Genomic DNA, 23,696 nt, shown 5'->3' with positions numbered 1-23,696 from the left:
TGGCTTAAATGTCATACTCCGTCACAAAAAATAACCACAAAAACTTATCCATGACTTGTGTTTTTATGCAGCAAACCATTAACATGACCTTCACAAAAAATAGAAGTATGCTGAAAACAGACGTTAATCAGCAAATAATAATGACAACATTTCCCCTCCATTGATGGGCTTATTTACTGCAAAGGAAACAACATGAAAAAACTTCTCATTAGCGGGCTTTGTGCCTCACTAATTGCGGGCTTATCAGCTTGTAATGACGATCCAAAACCTGCAAGCCAAACCGCTGAGAAAGCTGAAACAACCAAAACAGCCACTGCCGCCGCAGTAGAAAAAGCATTAACATCGGGTGTGAGTTTTGACCATATGGACAAAAGCGTTCGCCCACAAGACGATTTCTACCTTTACGTTAATGGTGGCTGGATGAAGTCAGCAGAAATTCCAGGTGATCGCACTAGTATTGGCGCATTTTACGATTTACGTGAAAACGCCCGTGAAGATGTTAAAGCTATTATTGAAGATCTCAGCGCTGCAGAAAAACTAGAACAAGGCAGTGACGAGCAAAAAGTGGCTGACTTATACCGTTCATTTATGGATGTAGAAACCTTAAATAAATTAGGTGTTACTCCCTTACAAGCTACATTTGATAAAATTGCCGCACTAAAAGATAAAAATGAATTAGTGGCATTTTTTGGTGAAAACCAAGTTAACGGTGGCGGAACGCCTTTAGCGTTTTACATCAATGTTGACGCTAAAGATTCAAGCCGTTATGCCACTCATATTTGGCAATATGGTTTAAGCCTACCTGAAAAAGATTATTACTTTAATGAAGCTGAGCGTTTCGTCAACATTCGCAAAGCCTATGTTGAGCACATTGAAAAAATGTTTAACCTTGCAGGCCTGCCAAACGGTAAAGAAGCCGCAGCAACAGTATTAGCCCTTGAAACGGCTATTGCTGAAAAGCATTGGGATGTGGTTGAAACACGGGACAGCACTAAAACCTACAATAAGTATCAAGTTAGCGAGCTAGCCACTTTAGCTCCAGACATTAACTGGACAGGTTATTTAGCGGCATTAGGCGGTGACAAACAAACCGATATCATTATTAACCAGCCAAGTTACATCCAAGGATTAAACGACGTCCTTAAAGCAAATGATTTAGCAACATGGAAAACCTACATGACATGGCAAGCGCTGACTCATGCAGCCAGCAACTTGTCAGAAGCATTAGACCAAGAAAATTTTGAGTTTTTTGCTAAAACACTAAACGGTCAAGCTGAACAAGAACCTCGCTGGAAGCGCGGTGTTAGCACCGTAAGTGGTACTTTAGGTGAAGTGGTTGGCAAGGTTTACGTTAAGCGTCACTTTGTTCCTGAAGCTAAAGAGCGTATGGAGCACTTGGTTGAAAACCTTCGTTCAGCTTATGGTTCAAGTATTGAGTCTTTAGACTGGATGAGTGCGGATACTAAAGTAGCCGCCCAAGACAAATTGGCCAAGTTCAATCCTAAAATTGGTTACCCTAAAAAGTGGGCTGACTACAGTAAGCTGACGATTAAAGGTGATGACTTACTAGGTAACTTGACTCGTGCGGCCATTGTAGAACACAACCGTAATGTCGATAAGTTAGGACAGCCAATCGACAAAGACGAATGGCACATGACACCGCAAACCGTGAATGCGTATTACAACCCAACCATGAATGAAATTGTGTTCCCTGCGGCTATTTTACAACCGCCATTTTTCAACCTAGCTGCTGACGACGCGGTAAACTACGGTGGTATTGGTGCTGTTATTGGTCATGAAATGGGCCATGGTTTTGACGACCAAGGCGCAAAATTTGATGGCGAAGGCAACCTACGTGACTGGTGGACTGAGTCAGACTTAACAGCCTTTGAAGCGAAAGGTAAAGCGCTAGTCGCTCAGTATGATGGTTACCAAGTATTTGACGACCTACATGTTAATGGTGAGCTTACTTTAGGTGAAAACATTGGTGATTTATCAGGTGTTACCATTGCCTATAAAGCTTATAAAATGTCATTAAATGGCAAAGAAGCGCCGGTTATTGATGGTTTAACTGGCGACGAACGCTTCTTTATGGGCTTTAGCCAAATTTGGCGAGTCAAAATGAAAGAAGAAGCACTACGTAATCGTGTAGCGACTGATCCACACTCACCAGGCCACTTCCGTGCCTTAGGTGCGTTATCAAACATGCCAGAGTTCTATTCAACTTATGACGTAAAAGAAGGCGATAAAATGTATATTGCCCCTGAAAAACGCGTCAAAATTTGGTAAGAAACTACGTCATTAAACAAGGCGCCTTATGGCGCCTTTTTTATGCCCATCAAGCAACGTCATTAACATTTCCACTCACACACACCTACTGCAAAATGAACAAATATTTATTTAACTCAGTCGTTTGGTTCAGCTTGGGTACAGCAAACTTACTATACATTTTGAGGTACTCCCTCGCACTAAGAGGGATGATTACAGATTAATGCTCAACGGTATTGGATTTCAGCTTGGAGTATAAAATTTGAATAAGTTTTTTAGAACCCTGTTTGTTTTTGTCATCTTACTTACCTCAAGGCAAGTGACAGCACAACCCGCTTCAATGGTGGTGTATCCTGTAAATAAAACCCCTTATGGGTTGTCTTACAGAAATGAAAGTGCGGTAGATAAACTCAATGGGATTGCTGACTTTCAAGCTTATCCACCCAAGCAAACAAGTGACAATTTAGATGAATTAATTCAACTGGCTCATCTAGCTCAACAAGAATTAGGCACTATTTTAGACAACATAAGCATTCAACAAAATATTGAAGCCATTTTACCTGAGCCTAAAAGCCCACAAAGAGCAGCCCAGAAAGTGATGAATAAATTTGACGGTGATGCCAGCCGTATAACTGATTTAGCTCGTGGCAGTTTAGTGGCAAACAACGTTGTAGACTTGATGACCAGCTATCAAAAGTTAACTGAAACCACTGAAATAATACAAGTTAAAAACCGTTTCGCTACACCTAAAGCTAGCGGATATAGAGACTTAAACGTGTTGGTGAAATTACCGCAATCACAAATGATTGTTGAAGTGCAATTACATCTGCATAGCATTGCTGAAATTAAAAGTGGTGTTGACCATGCTAACTATGAACAAATTCAGCAAATTGAGGCAACGGCTTACGCCGCTCGACGACCTTTAAATGATATTGAAATGCAACAAATTACCCGTATTCGCCAACAATCACATAAGCAATATCACAAAGCTTGGTTGGCCTATAAACGCCAAACAGTTGAAGCGAGTTTCACTCAAGCAGCGTAACCTCCCAGTTCCCTATCCACCCTTTTAGCGCTCACATGAGCGCTTTTTTTTTGTTAACCGCAAATTTGAAATCATCTCTGTTATAATCCCGACATTATCGCAGTGACAACCATTGTGACTTAAGGAATTTTCATGCACGAAATTATCGACCAGCTCCAAGAAATAAGTGAAACCGTTCCCGTTCCACTAGAACTGCCTACCTTTGAACAGTTAGTGGAAGTTGAAGAACAAATACTTATTGGCCTGCCAACTGATCTGAAAGAGTTTCTGCTCCATGCTAGCAATGTCATTCACGGAAGCTTTGAACCGGTCACCGCAGCCGATCCATACAGCCACACTTATTTACCAGAAGTGGCAAGCTATGCTTGGTCTATCGGTTTACCTAGAGAGCAAATCCCTATTTGTCAGGTTGGCGATAGTTTTTACTGTATTGAAGAAAATGGCCAAGTGCAGTTCTGGGAAGACGGTGACTTTACCGATGAAGTATGGGAGTCATTTTGGGATTGGGTTGAAGAAGTTTGGCTAGCCTACTAACTTATCATATTCATTAAAAACTCAGATTCATTAAAAAGGTGAGCAGGTAACAATACCGCTTACTATTATTGTCTAGGAAAAATCATGTCTAAATCAACAGGCTTAAACGCCATTGAAATGCAGTGTTTACGCCAATCATTCGGCTTAACTGTAGCTCAAGTTGCCAGTATCACCAACACCACTGAAGAAGCCGTTAATGCATGGGAATCAGGTGAAACTGAAGCGCCTGTGCCAGTACAAAAAAAGCTACTTGAAATTGATGATATTATTGAAATGCAAGTGCTTAATACCACAGATGGTATTGAAGAGTTATTCAAAAAAGAACCTAAACGCCGCTTAGCGTTTGTGGTCTACCCGACTCAAGCGGTGTACAACATGTACAACCCTGAGTTTTTAAGCTCTTTACCATTAACTGAGCTATACAATACTGCGGCTTGGCGGATTAAAAAAGAGTGTAAACTTGTGCTAGAAGTCGATGTAAGCCTAGTGCCTTTAGACGCTGAAGCTTATAAAGCATATCGCGCAGATAATGGCTTAAGCGAGAGTCGTGAAAGCCGTGCAAAATGGGCAGCCACTCAGCTTTAATCGTTAACTGAGCTGCACATTGGTATTAAAAACCATAAAGGGCAAGACACGCTAAGTGACTTGCCCTTTTTTGTGGCTAAATGAGCCTTATGCGGGTTACTCTGATTCTTGTGCTGCTTTAGCTATTGCCTCTGTTTTGGCCAATACAGAAACGAGCGCTGGCCGAGTAGATAATCGCTCAAGATAATCACTCAGTTTAGGTGGAATATCTTGTTCAAATGCACGCGCCCACAGTAAAGTTTGGGTTAATAAAATATCTGCAATGGTAAACTTATCACCCAATAAATAACCCGATTCAGGCACCCACGACTCAGCAATTTTTGCCGCTTTATCAAACTCAAATTTAGCCACAGGAAGCATTGCTGCTAATCGCTGCTCTTCAGGTAAAGCAAACTTATGTTTCCCCATGCTCCATAATGGTTGCTCCAACTCACAAATAATAAAGCTAACCCATTGCTCATGCGTTGCCGATTCAGCTGTGCCTGCGGTGGGAAGAAACTTGCCGTTACCATAACGCTCAGCCAAGTAACGTTGAATGGCGGCAGACTCCGTCACCACCAAGCCATCATCTTCAATTACTGGCATTTTGCCACTAGGATTAAGCGCTAAAAAGGCTTCACTGCGGTTATCACCTTTAGCAAAGTTTAAAAATGAAAACTGCCACTCGACTGCTAACTCTTCCAACAACCAAGACACACGTAAAGCGCGACTTCTTGGGGTACCGTATAACGTAATCATATAACTTCCCTTTGCTATGAAACACTAATATCAACACCCTTAATCTTAGGGGTAAATAGCCAATATTATCCAGCGATTTTTAGTTCTGATGTTCATTACCCTTTAAATACACCTTTCACCTACAAGTAGCTTAGTTGTAAAAAATCTCAGTTTTACTGTGACGCAACTTATGGCAACCTGATTAATAGTAATAATAAAAATAACTCAACGAGCAAACCTACATGCCGAAAAATATTCTCAAATCTGTCAGTCTGGCCAGTTTAGGCCCTGGTATTTTGATGGCAGCCGCCGCAATTGGGGCTTCACACTTGGTGGCGGCAACCCGAGCGGGCGCAGAGTTTGGTTGGCAGCTAGTGTGGTTAGTGATTGCGGTTAACATCGTTAAGTACCCCTTCTTTGCCGCAGGTGCTCGCTACACGGCAGCAACAAACAATAGCTTACTGCAAGGTTACTTAAACCAAGGTAGAGGCTATTTACTCTTATTCACCGGCTTAAACACCATTGCCGCCATAGCAAGTACGGCTGGAGTATGTATGCTAACTGCGGCACTACTTACTCAATTCATCCCTTTAACGATTGATATTTTGGCACTAATAGTTCTACTCAGCTGTTTGTTATTACTTATTTTAGGTCATTATCGATGGCTAGATAACATTACCAAAGTCATTATGCTGATATTAACAATTAGCACCCTCGTTGCGGTCAGTTTAGCCCTAAGCCAACAATGGGGAGCACCAACCGTCACGACCAATGCTGATGCATGGCAATGGGCCAATATTGGTTTTTTAGTGGCAATGATGGGTTGGATGCCTGCGCCTATTGAAGTAAGTTGCTGGAACTCAGTATGGCTATTAGAGAAACAAAAAACTCAAACCATATCGGCTAAACAAGCGGTATTTGATTTTAATCTTGGTTATCTCACTACCGCCATACTTGCAGTGGTGTTTTTAGCCTTAGGCGCCTTAGTCATGTATGGCTCTGGCGAGCAGTTTTCTCAATCAGGGGCATTATTCGCTTCACAATTAATTGATTTATATAGCAATGTGATGGGAGAAAAAAGCCGCTATTTAATTGCCCTAGTCGCATTACTGTGTATTTTTAGTACCACGGTAACGGTCATTGACGGGTATAGCAGAACATTAGATATGGCATGGCGCTTATTAAACGCCAAACAAGATAACTTAGCCAGCAGTCACTTAACCTTGATTATGTTAACTATTTCAAGCTTAGGCCTTGGGTTAATTTTATTTTTCAAAGGTGCACTGTTGCCGCTACTCGAGTTTGTGATGATTCTAGCCTTTATGACTACAGTCATTTTTGCTTGGCTTAATTTAACCCTAATGACCAGTAAACATATCCCACAACACCACAGGTATGGCTTTAAAATGCAGCTGTTATCTTGGGTAGGCCTATGCTACTTAGTTGGCTTCGCGCTGTTATTTTTAGTCTGGTATCTCACTAAATAACAAGGCTAAGGTCATGATACTATTAGCAACAGTACTATTAGCAACGGTACTATTGGAATCGGTTCCATTGGAATAGCCCTAAAAATACAAGGATAGATATGTTTAATATAATGGCAACAGTGCAAACGCTATTACTGGTTTGCTTAGTAAGCTTTTGCACTCAAGCGTTCGCTGAAGCTGACAACCTGCAAGTTGAAATTAATATGCACCCCAACAGTAAAACGCCCATTAACCAATTGCATCAGCAAATAGAACAGCATATTCAACACGCGGAAACTGCGCAAAAACGCCCTTTTGAAGGGGTTATTCTAATTGATCGTCCACAAGATTTTGTTTATCAACTTAATCGTTCCCAACCCGAAAAAAGCAATAAACACCAAATTAATAATCAATATGTTTTAGGCTCTCTAAGCAAAACCGTTACCGCTATTTTAATGCTTCAGGCTGTCGAGCATAAAAAAATCGCCCTTGATGACCCTGCTAATGTTTATCTTGAAACTCACATAGATAATAGTGTCACCATTGCGCATTTGCTCAGTCATACTTCAGGTATCCAGCCACTGAAAAATAATGACCCGCAATTACAGTTTCCTGCAGGAAGCCAGTTTTCTTACTCTAATTACGGTTACCATCTGCTGGGGAAAATATTAGCTAAAATCAATAATAAGCCCTATGAAGAGTTGGTATCTGAATTCGCACAGCAACAGCAATTAGCGTTATCGGCAAATACAGGCAGTACAGCGCAACTGGCACAACAAGGCAAATTAGTTCAAGGCTATAATGAACAAGACAGACAGCGACAATTATCTGAGCTGGATATTGATACTGGCATGCTCGCATTTGGGGCACTGCAAGCTGATGCCAAAAGCATTAATAAACTACAGCACTTGTTACACTCACAAAAACTATTTACCCCTGCGCTTTACCAAAAAATGACCACAGCATATGGCACGCGTAACCACCGTTGGGGCCCAACAGGATATGGTTTTGGATTACAGATAAACAATCAACAACAGCTAACGGAATATAGTCACTCTGGGTACATACAAGGTTATATCAGCACCATGATTTACTACCCAAAACAACAATTGTCAGTGGTAATTTTAGAAAATACCTCATGGGAGCTGGATGACATGTCTCGGGTATTTGGCCTACATGACGAGATAAGAACCCGTATTCGTGAACTAATACAGCAGCAAGCTGAGTAAATTAGGTTATACTGTAACGGCAAATTATTGCATCCATAACTATGCGCAGCCGCGCCCGAGAGCCATATGATAAACAACGATATTCTTCGCCGTATTCGATTCATTTTCGATTACTCTAATGCACAAATGAGCGCTATTTTTGCTAAAGCTGATGCCGAAGTTAGCACTGATACCGTGATCGCCATCCTTAAAAAAGAACAAGAGGAAGGCTATAAAGCCGTTAATGATTCTTTAATGTGTCAATTTCTAGATGGGCTGATCATTACTCATCGCGGGTTAAAAGAAGGCGCAGAAATCCCTAAGCCAGTTAAAAACTTAACTAACAATTTAATGTTCAAAAAGTTACGCATTGCTTTTACCCTTCGTGAAGAAGATATTATTGAAGCGTTAGCGTTGGCTGATTTCAATATGGGCAAATCTGAGTTAGGTGCACTATTTAGAAACCCTGATCATAAAAACTATAAAGCCTGTGGTGATCAAGTATTAAGAAACTTCTTAAAAGGCATGTCGATTAAACTTCGCGGTAAGTAACCTTTTAAATAAAATGTTTCATCTAAAATGCACAGCCTTAGCTGTGCATTTTTGTTGAGTAACCGCCAATATTCTCAGGCCATTATTTTTACTGGCGCACAAAGATAAAAAAAACGTGAAATTCATCACTTAACAGACCACAATAATTGTTACTCATGTTAATCTATCGGCTTATACAAACTAAACGCTCATCTCTGCTGTAAAAGTGAATTTTTGATACCACTTTTTGATGAAAATTTATTTGATTACAGCCTAGGTCAACTAAACAATTATAAAAAAGGTTACCCATGGACGATATTAAACGCCCCCTCTATCTTCCTTTTGCTGGCCCAGCCATTCTAGAATCTCCACTGCTTAACAAAGGTACTGCATTTACTGAAGATGAACGTATCTCGTTCAATTTAGAAGGCTTACTGCCTTGGGTAATTGAAACCATTGAAGAGCAAGTTGCCCGAGCTTACGAGCAGTTTACAAACTTTAATAATGATTTAGATAAACATATTTATCTTCGCAATATTCAAGACACCAATGAAACGCTTTTTTACTCGCTAGTCAGTAATAACATTTCTGAAATGATGCCCATTATCTACACTCCAACTGTTGGGTTAGCGTGTGAGCGTTTTTCTAAAAACTACCGCCGTAATCGGGGTTTATTTATTTCATACCCGAACAAAGACCGCATTGACGATATTTTAAACAACTCTACCCGTCATAAAGTAAAAGTCATTGTGGTAACCGATGGTGAACGCATTTTAGGTTTAGGCGACCAAGGTATCGGTGGCATGGGGATTCCCATTGGTAAATTGTCTTTGTATACCAGTTGTGGCGGTATCAGCCCGGCTTATTGTTTAGCGATTACGCTAGATGTGGGAACCGATAACCCACAACTATTAGAAGATCCAATGTACATGGGCTGGCGTCATCAACGCATTGGTGGCGAAGAATACCAAGAATTTGTTGAAGAGTTTATGCAAGCGGTAAGCCGTCGCTGGCCTGACGCCTTGATTCAATTTGAAGATTTTGCGCAAAAAAATGCTATGCCATTACTTGAGCGTTATAAAGACAAATTCTGCTGTTTTAATGATGATATTCAAGGCACTGCAGCGGTAACCGTAGGCTCGTTACTTGCGGCTTGTAAAGCTGCAAACACTCAACTTAGTGAACAACGTATTGCCTTTTTAGGTGCGGGGAGCGCTGGTTGTGGTATTGCAGAAGCAATTATTGCGCAAATGGTATCGGAAGGTATCAGTGACGAGCAAGCTCGTTCACAAGTGTTTATGGTAGACCGTTGGGGCTTACTGCTAGACAACATGCCTAACTTACTGCCATTCCAAACTAAGCTGGCTCAAAAGCTTTCAACCATTGAACAGTGGGAAAACTATAGCGACAATATTTCATTATTGAATGTGATTAATAGCGCTAAGCCTACCGTATTAATTGGCGTATCGGGAGCACCGGGATTATTCACTGAAGATGTGATTAAAGCGATGCACAGTCACTGCCCTCGCCCAATTGTATTCCCACTATCAAACCCTACAAGCCGTGTGGAAGCGACACCCAAAGACATTTTACATTGGACATCTGGCCAAGCGCTTGTGGCAACAGGTAGCCCATTCGAGCCTGTAGTGATTGGTGATAAAACCTTTGAAATAGCCCAATGTAACAACAGCTTTATTTTCCCAGGTATTGGCCTTGGGGTATTGTCTTGTGGGGCAAATCGCGTTTCCAATGAAATGTTAATGGCATCAAGTCGTGCTTTGTCTGAGTGCTCCCCCCTAGGGACAACTGGTGAAGGCTCTTTACTGCCAAAACTGGAAGATATTCATAAAGTCAGTAAATACATTGCCTTTGCTGTTGCTAAAGTCGCAATAGAACAAGGCCTTGCACTACCTTGTACCGACGAATTATTGCAGCAAGCTATTGAAGATAACTTCTGGCAACCTGAATATCGCCGCTACAGAAGAACGGCATTCTAATTTTAAAAAATTGTAATAGCCGTTAACCATAAAAAAACCAGCAAACATATTGCTGGTTTTTTATTAGCTTAATTAAGTCATTGAATATCGGATGACTTCAACTTATAAAAAGTTAGTCGGCCATCACCTTATTTAAGCTATTAAGCATCACTCTGTCGGTACGGGCTTTCTTTAGCTTACGAAAACACTCTTTTAATGATTGCTCTGCTAGACGACCAAATACACCATCGTATTCTTTGTCGCTCATTTCTTCTTCGGTGTCATTACTGTCGGCAATTTCTTGGGCAACACGACTCAGTTGCATCCACGCATTGGCAATATAAAAACCATGAAACTCAGCTTGAGTAATCAGCCTTTGCGCACTGGCAGGTAGCTTATCCCACCCTTGAGCAAACGCGCCTGCTTTATCTGCTATTAACTCTTCGAACATCCCGTCGTAAGCTTGTTTCAAGCTATCGGGTAGTTCATTCATGGGTAATACTTTGTTGGCCACGTTAAAGCTAACTTTTTTAGCGATATCTTTGTAATCTTGATCAATCATTATAAAAACCTTTTAAAATCTTCCACTAATAAACACACCATAAGTGCCATCATAAGCAATGGGAATAATACTAATATCTTCGTAAGGGTCGGTAAAATACCAGCCTGCCAATATACCAATTGCCGCACCTGCTAGCACATCTTCAACATGATGTTTGTCACTGGCTACTCGAGTATAAGCCACGTAAGAAGCCACCAAATAAGACGGCACGCCATATTCCCAACCGTATCGTTGATTAATATAAGTCGCAGCAGCAAAACTATCGGCAGTGTGCCCTGACGGAAAAGAATCATCACCGCTGCCATCTGGGCGTTGTTTATCAACCCCCGCTTTTAATGCTTCAACCACTAAACGGCTCGATACCCCCGCTTTGGCAAGTTGCCACACACCTTGGTAATCATCTTCAATCACTAACGTTGACGCCAATGCCGCTGCTGGCAAAGCAATATGTAAAATATCACCAGAGGTTTCTAAATCACTTTTTGCGACACATGGGCGTGCAACACACATTAATAACAGCAATCCAGCTATCCATTTATGCTTTAACAAACGCATTTTATTTCCCTTAAATTTTTAGTCTCCTACAGCAATGGCGACTTTATACTGTTCAGCGATAAAGATTGCAACTTAACCGACACTTTTTAAGTCTATTAATAAACATAATCAAAGTTGTATCATCTAGGTTTACCAACTAAGATTATTGCAAGATGGCTTCATTTCCACGACCTTAAACTGAGTCAACACACATTGAACATACTTACCTCTATGCTTAAAAAATTCATCCTGCTGATCTTTTTTGCTCAGTCTTTTATGGTGAGTGCCGCAAATTATGACAACCCAAGAGCAGATGAAATTTTCCGTAAGATTGATTTTTCAGAATATAAAGATGAAGCAGAAGGACGAGCCTTACTAAGTGAATTTAAATCGATCATTGCTGCAGATGATACTCAGCGCCAAAATCAATATACTGCTATGCAATGTTGGTTTGTACCCAGTGAGTCAAATGAACAGCTAAATGAAGCGGTTGAATATGCTGAAAGACAGTTATTACTCCATTCAAACCCTATTCCCTCAGAGATTAATACCGAATTACGACTCTGCGCTGGATATTACAAGCAATTTGCAGGACAAAGTGAGCAGGCATTAAGCGATTTTGAACAGGCAATTAAACATGCTTATGAATTAGATGATCCGCGATTAATCGCTTTCGGGCGGAATATGCGTGGGGCTATGCTGTCATATCAAGGAAACTACGCTACGGCCCTTGAAGACTTAATTATCGCACAGCAATTATATGAAAACATTGGCATGGACTATTGGGCCAATGAAAATTTAAGTCAACTAGCCACAACTTACCGCCGTTTTGGCGACCCTGAAACGGCCTTAAAATATCAAATTAAATTAGAACAAGCATATAAAAAATCAGCCATGAAATTTGAAGCGAATACGATCAATACTCAAATCGCTTATTCTTTGGCCGAGTTAAACAAATTTGAAGAATCTAATCAACGCTTACAAGACTCAGTAACGTTTTGGCAAGAGCAACAAGATGAAGTCTACGTTGCCGACGCTAAAATCAGCATTGCGGGCAATTTGCTCAAAATGAACAAAACCGATCAGGCATTACGCATTCTGGAGGCTGTCGAACCCATCGTAACCCCTGAATTTGATAGCGTCCACGGCTATATGAACCTTTATCTTGCACAAGCTTACTTTGCAAAACAAGAGTATGAAAAAGCCATCAGTTACACCCAAACAGCCATTAAAGACTTTGACCGAAACGGTAATCAACGTAGTCAAAATGAAAGTTTGAAATTACAAGCTGATACTTATGCCGCCATGGGTAATTTTCAACAGGCATTCAAAGTGTTTACCCTATACAACCAAAAGCATTTAGCCCTCGATAAGCAAACAATGGCTGACAGAAATGCCGAGATGAAAGCAAGATTTAACACCAATAAAATTGCCTCAGAAAATGAATTATTGCTCAAGAACAGCCAAGAAAAAGAACAACAATTACGAATTATGCAACGTAATGAAAACTTGCAAATAGTGATCATGTTACTGGTTGCCATTATTTTAGTGATAGTGTCAGTCTTTGCTTATAATCAAGTCAAAAGAAAGCACAAATTTAGAACCTTGGCATTAACTGACGAACTAACCGGCTTGTCAAACCGTCGAGATACTTACCATCAAGCAACACAGTTTATCGCTCAGGCTAAACAAACCCACAAACCCTTCTCGATCATTTCGTTTGACGCGGATCATTTTAAACAAGTAAATGATAAATGGGGTCATGATATTGGCGATAAAGTACTGGTTAAATTAGCTGCCTTAACAGTGGGGTTAATGCGTGACACTGATGTGGTTGGACGTGTTGGGGGAGAAGAGTTTTTAGTCTTACTGCCCGGCGTATCTCACAATAGTGCAGTAGAAATAGCACAACGTTTAGTTGACAATATTGCCCAGTATAATTGGAGTGGAATATCCGCTGAACTTCATCAAACTGTTAGCGCGGGGGTCGTCACTTTAACAGATGAAGAAACATTATCCCCCTTATTGCTCAAAGCTGACCATGCCTTATACGAAGCGAAGCATAGCGGCAGAAACTGTGTTAAAACGGCTAACTAGCTGGCGGGTTCTTGTTGATTAACCGCGAACAATTTAGGTTCATTCGGATGAGAGTCTGACTCAAACCACTTTTGATACAAAGCAGTATACTCGGGCGTTTGCATATATTCAGCAAGCGCTAAGTGCCATTGCTCAATCACTTCAGCTTCCGTCCCTTGAGAAAATGCAAAGTAAAGAGCAAGCGGCTTAATTTTATAAGCCATTCTCACATCAGACTTTTGTTTGCCTATTTGCTTTAATGTATGAGGGACACCGAAATCTGCCTGACACCAAAATCTCACTCTAGATAGCAATAATTGTTTTGCGGTTTGTTGAGGGTAGCTAGCTATTGACAGTTGTTGTTGATAATTCTTAGACAGTTCTTGTTCACACCCACCGTCTCTATATACGCCAATATTTCCTTGATTAGTTAAATCACTCAATTGACTGATATTAATGTCATCAGCACGGTTAACAAAAATACCCATGCTTCCTTGGGCAATTGGGCCTACAAATGAAAACTGGCTTTGTCGATCCGCACTTTTTGACATCGCAATCAGTAATACATTTTTGCGTGATAAGCCAATTTGATTCGCCCTAGCCCAAGGTAAAAATGATACTGAACTGGCTAGCTCAACCTTTGATTTAGCCAGTTGTTGTTGCAGTTTTGACACTAACTCGACCGCATAACCGGTGGGCACTCCCTCATGTTGATAACTAATGGGAGCCCATTCTTCAGCAAGTATCATTAATGAATCATCAGCCACATTCGCCAAAGAATTAATGCTAATAACGTAGCTTAACAAACACCACCAACGTTTTTTCATTTAAACCTCAAACCAATATCACCAAATCTAGCGTAACACAGAGCGAATAGACATTTGCCTTGTGGTAAGATTGCGTATAATAACCGAGGTCCATTTCTCAACACGACTTAATTGATGACAATTCATGTTCACAATCAGCATAAACAGGAACACTCAATGCCTACATTAAGTGTAACTCAACTTTCTCAACTTGCTCGAGAAATTAAGCAATGGGGAAAAGCGCTTGGTTTTGCGCATATTGGCATTACAGATGTTGATTTAACTGAACATGAAAAACCATTACAACAATGGCTAGACAAAGACTTTCATGGCGACATGAACTACATGGCAAGCCACGGAATGATGCGTGCTCGGCCTAGCGAGTTACACCCTGGCAGCATTAGAGTGATCAGTGCCAGAATGGATTACCTCCCCCCAGAAGCGGGGTTTGCCAGTAATTTATCTAACCCAAATTTAGCTTATATTTCCCGTTACGCTGGCGGTCGAGACTACCATAAGCTCATGCGCCAACGTTTAAAAAAACTGGGCGACAAGATAGCTCAACACTGTCAGGAGCTCACAGCAGACAATGTGGATTTTCGTCCCTTTGTTGACTCAGCTCCAATTCTAGAAAGGCCGCTAGCAGACAAAGCAGGCCTAGGTTGGACAGGCAAGCATTCATTATTATTGCACCCTGAAGCCGGTAGCTGGTTTTTTTTAGGGGAACTACTTATCAACCTGCCACTTCCTACAGATGTGCCTATTGAGGAAGGCTGTAATACTTGTGTTGCCTGCATAAAATCATGCCCTACTGATGCCATAGTCGAGCCGTATATTGTGGATGCTAGACGCTGTATTTCTTACCTGACTATCGAACTGCAAGGTGCGATACCAGAAGAATTTAGGCCATTAATAGGCAACCGAATTTATGGCTGTGATGACTGCCAACTAGTATGCCCCTTTAATAGCCAAGCCCCGCTCACTCAAGAGACAGATTTTCATACCCGCTCGCCCTTGATACAACCAGAGTTATTAAGCTTATTTTCCTGGACTGAAACCGAGTTTTTATCAAAAACAGAAGGCAGTGCGATTCGTCGTCTGGGTCACAAACGCTGGTTGCGCAATATTGCAGTGGCATTAGGTAATGCCCCAGCTAATGAAGCAATACTTCAAGCGCTTGAACAAAAAGCGCAAGCTGAAGATATTGATAACATGGTGTTAGAACATATTTTGTGGGCGATAAAGGCTCAACAAACTAAGCTGTCTATCACCAAAGATGATGAAGTGTCATTGTCACGCAAAACCCAACGTGTGGTACGCAGTATTCAAAAAGGCTTGCCAAGAGACGCTTAACTTTTGAAGTAGAGAATTAAAGTTGAGAATTAAAGCTGAGAACTAAAGTTGAAAATTAACGTTGAAATTCGGCAATAAAGACGAGAACGATGATTTTAAAGTTCGAAGCTTTTCGATGCTTTTAGTCGTAGTTTGCTTTTGCTCTGAGAAGGTTTTGCCCCAAAATGAGTTTGGAATATAGCTTATCGCTACTAACGTCTTGGCGCTTCACTCGTACTAAATAGAATACAAGTTTTCCAAACTCCGTTTGGATTAACATCGCAGAATTCCATCCTGCACCGGCCAAAAGGGTATCAACAGCAATCCCCTCTTGGATCACCCTGCCGCCCCAGACGAAAAAGGCTAGAAAGCGCATAATTTTCGATGGGGATTGATCCAGCTTTTAACCTCATCTTTATCCGTATTCGGCCATTGTCGGCTAATACAAAATATCTCTAACGCTTCCGATAGGCGTCTGAAGTAAATGGATTTACAAATGTCACGCTGGCAGGGATGCCAAGGAGTGACCCTGGCCTAACGTAAGCTAGCTTGGCATCCATGCCAAGCTCACGACCTTTTCTCGATGCCCTCAATTCAAATTAAGTCATCAATATATAAACTTCATGCTTTTGATTTTTAGATTGGTAGTCAAAAACAAGGTCAAATCGAAGAGACAATAATCAAGGTGCAGATGAGCCAGCGAGTATCCAAAACATGGATGTTTTGGCTAAGCCCACAGGGAAGTGCTTGCGGCGTCTCGCTGGATTATCTGCACGATAGCCTGCGGCAGGCAATTGGTTAAATTGAAGCTATGATCTTCTGTGCCTTAGCAGAGATAAATGAATTAATAAAGTGAGTACCCGTAAAGAAGTTATACCCCTGAACGTGTTTAATATAGATTACACTAACTTTCTTGGACTGGATTTGACTTAGTTTTTCTCAAGCTAGTACAGTATGCAAATAATTTAAAATATTAACAACCCACTAATTGAGGCATGAATGGAAAGTTCTGATTGGATAGCCTTACTAGCAGTATCTATTGCACTTTGTTCAGCATGGTTTGCCTACAAAACGTGGACAGAATCTAAGCGAGCAAACATCATAAATGAAATAGCAATCCATCAAAAAGATTATGACCACTTCGTTGAACGTTATCGTGATGAGTTTACTAAATACGATAACAATAAAAATTTAGGGGATAGCTTTGCTGAGGCATGTCGAAAAGCAGCAGCTGATTACCAACTAAGTTACCGACATGCAGAGTCAAAACTGAAGGTGCTTAGAGCTAAGCTTTGAAAAACGCTCATGCCCCAAAATAAGTTTCCCAAACTCCGTTTGGATTAACATAGTGGGATTGTAGTGGTCATGGGATATGGGGTCAGGATATGGGGTCAGAGTTAATTTAACCAGTTGAGATACTTTTTTCATCTAAGCTACTGGTAATCGATTCGATAATTTAACTCAAAAATGTCCAAAAGTGAGTTTCGAACTTTAATGTACTCCTAAAGCTTTCATCATACTTACGTAGCTTTGGCTAGATTTTAAAGCACAACATGACTGACTTTAAAACCTAGCTCAATTCTCACTACTGCTGCACTAACTAAGCACTAGCTTAACGCTTAGTTAGCGTGCTAGTTTACATTACGGACGGCTGGTGTAGTCGCCCCATGCTAACCACTTATAGGTCGTTAATGCATCTAACGCCATTGGGCCTCGGGCATGAAGTTTTTGAGTACTTACCGCGACCTCAGCACCTAAGCCAAACTGCGAGCCGTCAGTAAAACGGGTACTGGCATTAACATAAACTGCAGCAGAGTCCACTTGGTTCATAAAGTAGCTTGCAGCATGAATATCGTCAGTTAAAATCGCTTCAGAGTGCCCACTTGAAAATTGACGAATATGGCCAATGGCTTCATCAATATCTGCGACCACTTTTACCCCTAAAGTTAACGATAACCACTCAGTTGAAAATGACTCATCATCAGCCGCTGTGACGTCAGCACCTTGGGAAGCAATTAAAGCTTGTGATTGTTCACAGCCATAAAACTTGACCCCTAAATCATGTAACTGGCTGACCACGTGGGGTAAAAAATCAGCGGCAATAGATTGATCAACTAACAAAGTATCAAGTGCATTACACACTGTTGGACGCTGCACTTTTGCATTGGCAATAACATCAATAGCTCGGTTTAAATCAGCTTTTTTATCAACAAATAAATGGCAAATACCAATGCCACCTAAAATAACAGGAATGCTAGATTGCTCGGCGCATAAACGCTGTAAATTTTGACCGCCGCGAGGAATAATCATATCCACGTAATTGTCTAACCGCAGTAAACCACTCACAATTGCTCGGTCTGGAGAATCAATTAATTGTACCGCATCTTCAGGTAAATCTAGGCTGGCCAGCGCATCGCGTATCACTTGACTGAGTACTTTATTAGATTCAATAGTTTCTTTACCACCACGCAAAATAACTGCGTTACCGGTTTTTAACGCGAGTACTGCAATATCAACGGTTACGTTAGGTCTGGCTTCATAAATAACCCCCACCACACCTAATGGCACGCTACGCTGAGTTAGGCGTAATCCATTATCTAAAAGCTGGCTAGCGGCCTCTTTGCCTACTGGGTCAGCTAGACTTATCACATTATCAATATCACCAATAATGCCTGCTAAACGAGACTCGTCTAATAGCAGGCGATCTATCATGGCATCTGTAAGACCGTTATCTTTAGCGGCAGCAACATCTTTCGCATTGGCCGCGAGAATGTTGGCCACATTGGCAGATAAACGTGCGCTAATGGTTTGTAATAAGGTATTTTTTTGCTGTGAAGATAAGCTAGCAAGTTGAAAACTTGCCGCTTTAGCTTGTTGACCTAACTGGTTTAAATAAGCTTGTATTTGAGCGCTCTGCGCTGAAGTCTCACTCGCTGACACCTTAATTCTCCTTGTTTTCTAGTACAACCATATCATTGCGATGAATAACGGCATCACCATAGTCATAACCTAAAATGTGTTCTATTTGATCGGAATGCATACCGACTATTTTACGTAAATCCGCAGCACAATACCGAGTAATGCCTTTGGCTAACACTTTCCCTGGTTGATTAACAATCAACACAGTGGTGCCTCGCTCAAAGTCACCCTCAATATTAACCATGCCTTTTGACAACAAACTTCGACCATTTTCAATAACCGCCTTTGCTGCACCAGAATCAACCTGAAGCTTGCCTTGGCTAGCGGGGCCCGCCAAAATCCATTGTTTGCGGCTTTCCAAGGGCGAGTCAATGGCACTAAATAAGGTGCCCACGGCTTCACGATTGGCTATTTTATCAATCACATCAGGGTGATGCCCTGAAGCAATCACCACTTCAACCCCTGCCCGTCTTGCAATGTCTGCCGCTTCTAGTTTAGTGGCCATGCCGCCTGTTCCTAATCCTGATACTGAGCCGCCCGCTAATAAACGTAAACTGTCATCAATATTAGATACTTGCTTAATTAGTTGAGCATTGGGGTTAGTACGAGGATCTGCGTCAAACAAGCCAGTTTGATCTGTCAGTAAAATCAGTAAATCAGCATCACACAACAACGCGGCTCGAGCGGATAAATTATCGTTATCACCCACTTTAATTTCGTTGGTTGCCACGGCATCATTTTCATTAATAATTGGAATAATGTTATTCGCTAACAATGCATTAAGTGAGTCTCTGGCATTCAAATAACGCTCGCGATCTTGTAAGTCTGCTCGGGTTAATAATAACTGCCCAACATGCAAACCATATAAGCCAAATAATTGCGACCACGCTAAAATTAACTGGCTTTGGCCTACAGCAGCCAATAACTGTTTGTTGGCCATCGTGTCGGGTAATATGGGGTAATTTAAATGTTCGCGGCCAGCCGCTATTGCACCAGAAGTACAAAGTACCACTTCCACACCGGCTTTCATTAAACTTGCCATCTGCCTGGCAAGTTCAACCATATGGGCTTTGTCTAATTTTTTACTGCCCGAAGTCAGCACACTGGTTCCTAATTTAACCACTACACGGCGATAGCCCATTTAACTCACTCTCAAAATTTTTAGCCAAATTATCCGAGCTATTTTTATACCCAATTCCTCACTAAATTCATACTTAAAGCTGCCAATGTCTGCCTATAAATGAATATTATTTGAGATATGCCATAAAAAAGGGCTATGCATTGCATAACCCTTAATCAACTGCGTATCACACGCTTTTAGCGCAAGGTAAATTTGAGCATATTATCCGTAGATAAATTTGATCAAAAATAGTACCGCAATAAATACCACACCAGCGTTTAAGTCTTTAAAGCGACCCGTTAAGACTTTAATCACTAAGTACGAAATAAAACCAAAACCAATAGCGTTAGCAATTGAGAATGTTAGTGGCATTAATAAGCAAGTAACCACAACAGGCGCAGCTTCGGTTAAGTCTTCCCAGTCAACATTAATCAAGCCAGACATCATTAAAATAGCCACATAAAATAATGCTCCAGAAGTAGCATATGCAGGGACCATTCCAGCAAGAGGAGACACAAATAAAGCCGCTAAAAACAGTAAACCGACTACAACTGCTGTTAAACCTGTACGGCCACCCGCACTCACACCCGCAGTACTTTCAATGTAACTTGTGGTGGTTGATGTCCCTAAAGCGGCACCTGTAATAGTAGCAACACTGTCGGCACTTAGTGCACGCTTAACGCGAGGTAATCGACCTTTGTCATCCAAAAATCCACCGCGTTGGGCCACGGCAACTAAGGTGCCTGAAGTATCAAATAAATCAACAAACAAGAACGCAAAAATAACCGATATCATGCTGATCTCAAGCACAGCAGATAGGTCCATTTGCATAAATGTTGGCGCGATTGAAGGTGGAGTAGACACTAGGCCATTATATTGCACTTCACCAAACAGTAGCCCCAATAGGGTAATGGTCATAATGCTGAGAATAACCGCTGCTTTCCACCCACGTTGAACCATAGCAATGATTAAGAAAAAACCTAATGCAGCCATCACAGCAGGAAAAGAGGTGATATCTCCCATGGTGACTAAAGTTGCAGGACTTGCCACAACAATTCCGGCACTTTTAAGGCCAATTAACGCGAGGAATAAACCAATACCGGCGGCAATACCTAAGCGTAATGACATTGGAATGCTATTAACAATCCACTCGCGAATTTTGACTAACGACAAAATTAAAAAGCAAATACCTGACATAAACACCGCACCTAACGCGGTTTCCCAGCTATAGCCCATTTCGCCAACTACGGTATATGTGAAGAAAGCGTTTAGCCCCATTCCAGGTGCTAACGCAATTGGATAATTTGCCACTAAACCCATAATTAAACAGCCAATGGCCGCGGCTAAACAGGTAGCAACAAATACTGCGCCATGGTCCATACCGGCATCGGCTAACATCATGGGATTCACAAATATAATGTATGCCATGGTTAAAAATGTGGTAACACCAGCAATAACCTCTTGCTTTAATGAGGTATTATTTTGTTCTAGTTTAAATAGTTTTTCTAACATGGAACTAGGTTCCCTTGGATGATTAATTAAATGAATTTATTATGTACAAGCCACCCGATTTTTTGACCCCGGGGGTTAAGCGCGGAATTATATCTTGTATTGGGTCTAGAAATGTTAGATTTAACCTGTTTTAACGCCCTAAATAGAGAAAACTGACTTTTCGAAATAGGCTAATAGCCACTGCTATAGGGCAACAAAATAAATGTGGAATTTCAGGCAAAAAAAAAGCCTACTCAATAGAGTAGGCAGACATGTTTCAAGCATCCCATTTGGGGAAAGGGAAAGCATGTATCACTTGGGGGAGTGATATGGGAAAGAATCAATAAATTCGTTACCCGTGTCTAAACGTCAATAAGACGAAAAAGGTGAAAATAGTTAACGGAAATAAGTTAAACTATTTTAAAACTTCATGGCGAATAAACCGCCACGCAAAACCTCTGGGTTGAACCAAGTGTTTTGCCAAAAAATCATACCATCGCCTGAATAAGACATGTGATTTCTCCTGATTAAAAGTTGTTAACCCTAGTAGTGGCTCTGGTCCATGGAACTAACTCTTCTTAATCCTTTAAGACAACTTTCTTACACTCGACTCCTTGGAGATAACATCCATCCTGGATTTACTAGCATTGACGGCATCACGCCAGCCAACGAAGACAATTATACGAAACTGTAATTAAATTACAAGTAAAATTTGCGTTAAATCATAAAAAACCTTTATTTTGTAATATCATTACAAAATAAAGGTTTTAACATCTTTTAAACAATTGATTAACAGGCAGCTAAGCCATTGATTAACAGAGATCTAAATAATAAAAACTTAACTCACCGCAAACTGTAATAAAGCAACCAAAGGTTGAGCGGTTGGCTTTCCGTATAACGGGTCACCTTCTGTCGCACTACCTGCAATATCAATATGAGTAAAACTCAATGGTATATTGTGATTTAACCCATGTTTATCTAACCCCGACGCTTTCAATAAGAATGCTGCAGGATATTGATGGCCACGAGCAGTGATAGATGATGGGGCATTATTGGATGAGATCACATCTGCGGCGCCATTTTTATCAGCCACTTTTTCAAAGTCTTCAGGACGTAAATGCGACACTTCAAAAGGCTCTGCCCACTGCTGACCAGCTTGATACAATTTTTCTGCAACCTTTTGTTGCTTAGCAACAACATTTTCAACTAACGCAGTGTAGCCACCGTAAGCACGAACCACATGGCCCGTTAACGTTGCCACACTAAATAATGACGGTGCAGTAGCATTTATCGCTTGCTCTCGTAAGTGAGATAATAAATCAGTTAACACTAAACGTCCTTCCGCATCGGTATTGCCAATGCGCACTCTTGTTCCTGCGTGGCTGGTAATAATTTCGTCGGTGACAAACGCTTCACTACCAATACTGTTGCGCACTAGCCCTAGTTGAGCAATCACCTTTATGCCTTTAGGCTTCAGCAGCGCTAATGTTTTCATTAATCCTGCAACGGCAGCTGCTCCGCCTTTATCGCGGCTCATACCTGCCATTCCACCGGCAATTTTAATATCTGCACCTCCTGTGTCGTAAACCACACCTTTACCTGCAAATAGTAAAGTACGGGTAATTTCTCCCTCGCCGGTATAAGCCAGTTTAACCACTCTTGGGTGATGTCTTTCTACATCAAACGAACTTCTGCCAACCGCACTCAATAACGGGTATTCAGTCAATAGTGTTTGTTTATCGTCAACAACTTCAACCTCTAAACCACTGTCTTTAAATGATTCAACACAATACTCAGCAAAATTAATGGCGCTCATTCGTTCAGGGTCAGTGCCGCATAAATCTCTAGCTAATAAACGCCCTGCTTCTAATGCATTAATTAAATCAGCTTGTGGATCGCTGACTAATAAGCCAATGCCGGTTAAAGGAGCCGTTAACTGCTTCGCTTCACGGGTTTCTAATGGTTGCCATAATGCTTGACCACAGGCTAGCGCTGCCACTTGTGAAGCGAACTTGAAGCGCTCCTCTTGAGAATGGGCAACCACCAATAATGGTTTATTGGCACCCGCTTCCTTTGCGATATTAATACCTTCTTTTGCCGCAGTGGCATACACTCTTACGTCAGTATAATCGCCAATATTTTTAACGGGCGCGATAACTAATCGGCCACCAGCAAGCCCCGGAGCAAATAATAATGTAGCTTGTTGACCCACTCGCTTATCAATTTGCTGTGCATGAGCCGCGAGTAAACTGATTTCTTGTTGAGCAACATCAGCTAATTTAGGTGTCACCACAACAACTGCATCAAACCCCTCACCTTCAAAAATAGCTTGTTCATTGGTTACATCAATTACGGGCACTTGAAACATGATTCTTCCTTTTCAAAAAATTCATGGGTTACATGAAATGGACAGTTAATTTTTATTTACATTGCAGCCTTTATCGTTCTAATAAAAAAAGGCTGTGTCACAATGGCATTTAAACAGCCTATGGTAGAATAATGCCATATTTTTTAGATTGAGGACGC

The 23,696-nt window shown here is 41.2% G+C and carries 19 protein-coding genes; 11 read left to right on the top strand and 8 right to left on the bottom strand.

Annotated elements, in window-relative coordinates:
* Positions 1–192 precede the first annotated feature (192 nt).
* The 4 genes from L2672_RS01300 to L2672_RS01285 all read left to right on the top strand — a co-directional run bounded on the left by L2672_RS01300 (position 193) and on the right by L2672_RS01285 (position 4,432).
* Positions 193–2,289 carry a M13 family metallopeptidase gene (locus L2672_RS01300; RefSeq protein ID WP_248994024.1) on the top strand — a complete coding sequence of 699 codons (2,097 nt, stop codon included), beginning with the start codon at positions 193–195 and terminating at the stop codon, positions 2,287–2,289.
* 241 nt (positions 2,290–2,530) lie between these two features.
* Positions 2,531–3,313 (top strand): RelA/SpoT domain-containing protein, encoded by a 783-nt coding sequence (locus L2672_RS01295; protein WP_248994023.1) that lies wholly within the window; start codon positions 2,531–2,533, stop codon positions 3,311–3,313.
* Positions 3,314–3,445: 132 nt separating this feature from the next.
* Positions 3,446–3,847, top strand: a complete 402-nt coding sequence (locus L2672_RS01290; RefSeq protein ID WP_248994022.1) for an SMI1/KNR4 family protein — start codon at positions 3,446–3,448, stop codon at positions 3,845–3,847.
* 84 nt (positions 3,848–3,931) lie between these two features.
* The gene (locus L2672_RS01285) at positions 3,932–4,432 is read left to right on the top strand and encodes a DUF4447 family protein (protein WP_248994021.1); all 501 of its coding nucleotides are present in this window, start codon (positions 3,932–3,934) and stop codon (positions 4,430–4,432) included.
* 96 nt (positions 4,433–4,528) lie between these two features.
* On the opposite strand, the gene L2672_RS01280 is transcribed toward L2672_RS01285, so the two are convergent.
* Positions 4,529–5,170, bottom strand: a complete 642-nt coding sequence (locus L2672_RS01280) for a glutathione S-transferase family protein (protein WP_248994020.1) — start codon at positions 5,168–5,170, stop codon at positions 4,529–4,531.
* 221 nt (positions 5,171–5,391) lie between these two features.
* On the opposite strand from L2672_RS01280, the gene L2672_RS01275 reads away from it, so the two are divergent.
* The 4 genes from L2672_RS01275 (at position 5,392) to L2672_RS01260 (ending at position 10,351) form a co-directional block, all read left to right on the top strand.
* On the top strand, positions 5,392–6,636 hold the full coding sequence (locus L2672_RS01275; protein WP_248994019.1) for an NRAMP family divalent metal transporter: 1,245 nt from the start codon (positions 5,392–5,394) through the stop codon (positions 6,634–6,636).
* A gap of 98 nt (positions 6,637–6,734) precedes the next feature.
* Positions 6,735–7,844 (top strand): serine hydrolase domain-containing protein, encoded by a 1,110-nt coding sequence (locus tag L2672_RS01270; RefSeq protein ID WP_248994018.1) that lies wholly within the window; start codon positions 6,735–6,737, stop codon positions 7,842–7,844.
* Positions 7,845–7,910: 66 nt separating this feature from the next.
* A complete protein-coding gene (locus L2672_RS01265) occupies positions 7,911–8,375 on the top strand; it encodes a YehS family protein (RefSeq protein WP_248994017.1) in 465 nt (154 codons plus the stop codon).
* Positions 8,376–8,662: 287 nt separating this feature from the next.
* On the top strand, positions 8,663–10,351 hold the full coding sequence (locus L2672_RS01260) for an NAD-dependent malic enzyme (protein WP_248994016.1): 1,689 nt from the start codon (positions 8,663–8,665) through the stop codon (positions 10,349–10,351).
* A 112-nt stretch (positions 10,352–10,463) separates the two neighbouring features.
* Here the strand turns inward: L2672_RS01260 and L2672_RS01255 are convergent, their stop codons facing one another.
* Both L2672_RS01255 and L2672_RS01250 read right to left on the bottom strand, forming a co-directional pair.
* On the bottom strand, positions 10,464–10,892 hold the full coding sequence (locus tag L2672_RS01255) for a DUF3069 domain-containing protein (RefSeq protein WP_248994015.1): 429 nt from the start codon (positions 10,890–10,892) through the stop codon (positions 10,464–10,466).
* Positions 10,893–10,904: 12 nt separating this feature from the next.
* Positions 10,905–11,447, bottom strand: coding sequence for a phosphatase PAP2 family protein (locus L2672_RS01250; RefSeq protein WP_420833113.1), 543 nt, complete (start codon positions 11,445–11,447; stop codon positions 10,905–10,907).
* Between the two features lie 210 nt (positions 11,448–11,657).
* Here L2672_RS01250 and L2672_RS01245 point away from each other — a divergent pair, with 210 nt between their 5' ends.
* The gene (locus L2672_RS01245) at positions 11,658–13,523 is read left to right on the top strand and encodes a tetratricopeptide repeat-containing diguanylate cyclase (protein WP_248994014.1); all 1,866 of its coding nucleotides are present in this window, start codon (positions 11,658–11,660) and stop codon (positions 13,521–13,523) included.
* On the opposite strand, the gene L2672_RS01240 is transcribed toward L2672_RS01245, so the two are convergent.
* Positions 13,520–14,329, bottom strand: a complete 810-nt coding sequence (locus L2672_RS01240; protein WP_248994013.1) for a substrate-binding periplasmic protein — start codon at positions 14,327–14,329, stop codon at positions 13,520–13,522. The two genes, L2672_RS01245 and L2672_RS01240, sit on opposite strands and share 4 nt — an antisense overlap.
* A 156-nt stretch (positions 14,330–14,485) precedes the next feature.
* Between L2672_RS01240 and queG the strand changes: the two genes are divergently transcribed.
* Positions 14,486–15,661, top strand: coding sequence for a tRNA epoxyqueuosine(34) reductase QueG (gene queG / locus L2672_RS01235; protein ID WP_248994012.1), 1,176 nt, complete (start codon positions 14,486–14,488; stop codon positions 15,659–15,661).
* Between the two features lie 978 nt (positions 15,662–16,639).
* On the top strand, positions 16,640–16,936 hold the full coding sequence (locus L2672_RS01230; RefSeq protein WP_248994011.1) for a hypothetical protein: 297 nt from the start codon (positions 16,640–16,642) through the stop codon (positions 16,934–16,936).
* A gap of 345 nt (positions 16,937–17,281) precedes the next feature.
* Here L2672_RS01230 and L2672_RS01225 read toward each other — a convergent pair whose 3' ends face one another.
* The 4 genes from L2672_RS01225 to L2672_RS01210 all read right to left on the bottom strand — a co-directional run bounded on the left by L2672_RS01225 (position 17,282) and on the right by L2672_RS01210 (position 23,538).
* Positions 17,282–18,580 carry a glutamate-5-semialdehyde dehydrogenase gene (locus L2672_RS01225; RefSeq protein ID WP_248994010.1) on the bottom strand — a complete coding sequence of 433 codons (1,299 nt, stop codon included), beginning with the start codon at positions 18,578–18,580 and terminating at the stop codon, positions 17,282–17,284.
* Between the two features lies 1 nt (position 18,581).
* The gene (proB, locus tag L2672_RS01220) at positions 18,582–19,700 is read right to left on the bottom strand and encodes a glutamate 5-kinase (RefSeq protein ID WP_248994009.1); all 1,119 of its coding nucleotides are present in this window, start codon (positions 19,698–19,700) and stop codon (positions 18,582–18,584) included.
* A 201-nt stretch (positions 19,701–19,901) separates the two neighbouring features.
* Entirely contained in the window at positions 19,902–21,191 is a 1,290-nt protein-coding gene (locus tag L2672_RS01215) for an NCS2 family permease (RefSeq protein WP_248994008.1), read from the bottom strand.
* 817 nt (positions 21,192–22,008) lie between these two features.
* A complete protein-coding gene (locus L2672_RS01210) occupies positions 22,009–23,538 on the bottom strand; it encodes a M17 family metallopeptidase (protein WP_248994007.1) in 1,530 nt (509 codons plus the stop codon).
* Positions 23,539–23,696 lie beyond the last annotated feature (158 nt).

The organism is Shewanella gaetbuli, from assembly GCF_023284065.1.
In the GTDB taxonomy this organism is placed as follows: domain Bacteria; phylum Pseudomonadota; class Gammaproteobacteria; order Enterobacterales; family Shewanellaceae; genus Shewanella; species Shewanella gaetbuli.
This window is presented reverse-complemented; position numbering and strand designations above follow the sequence as displayed.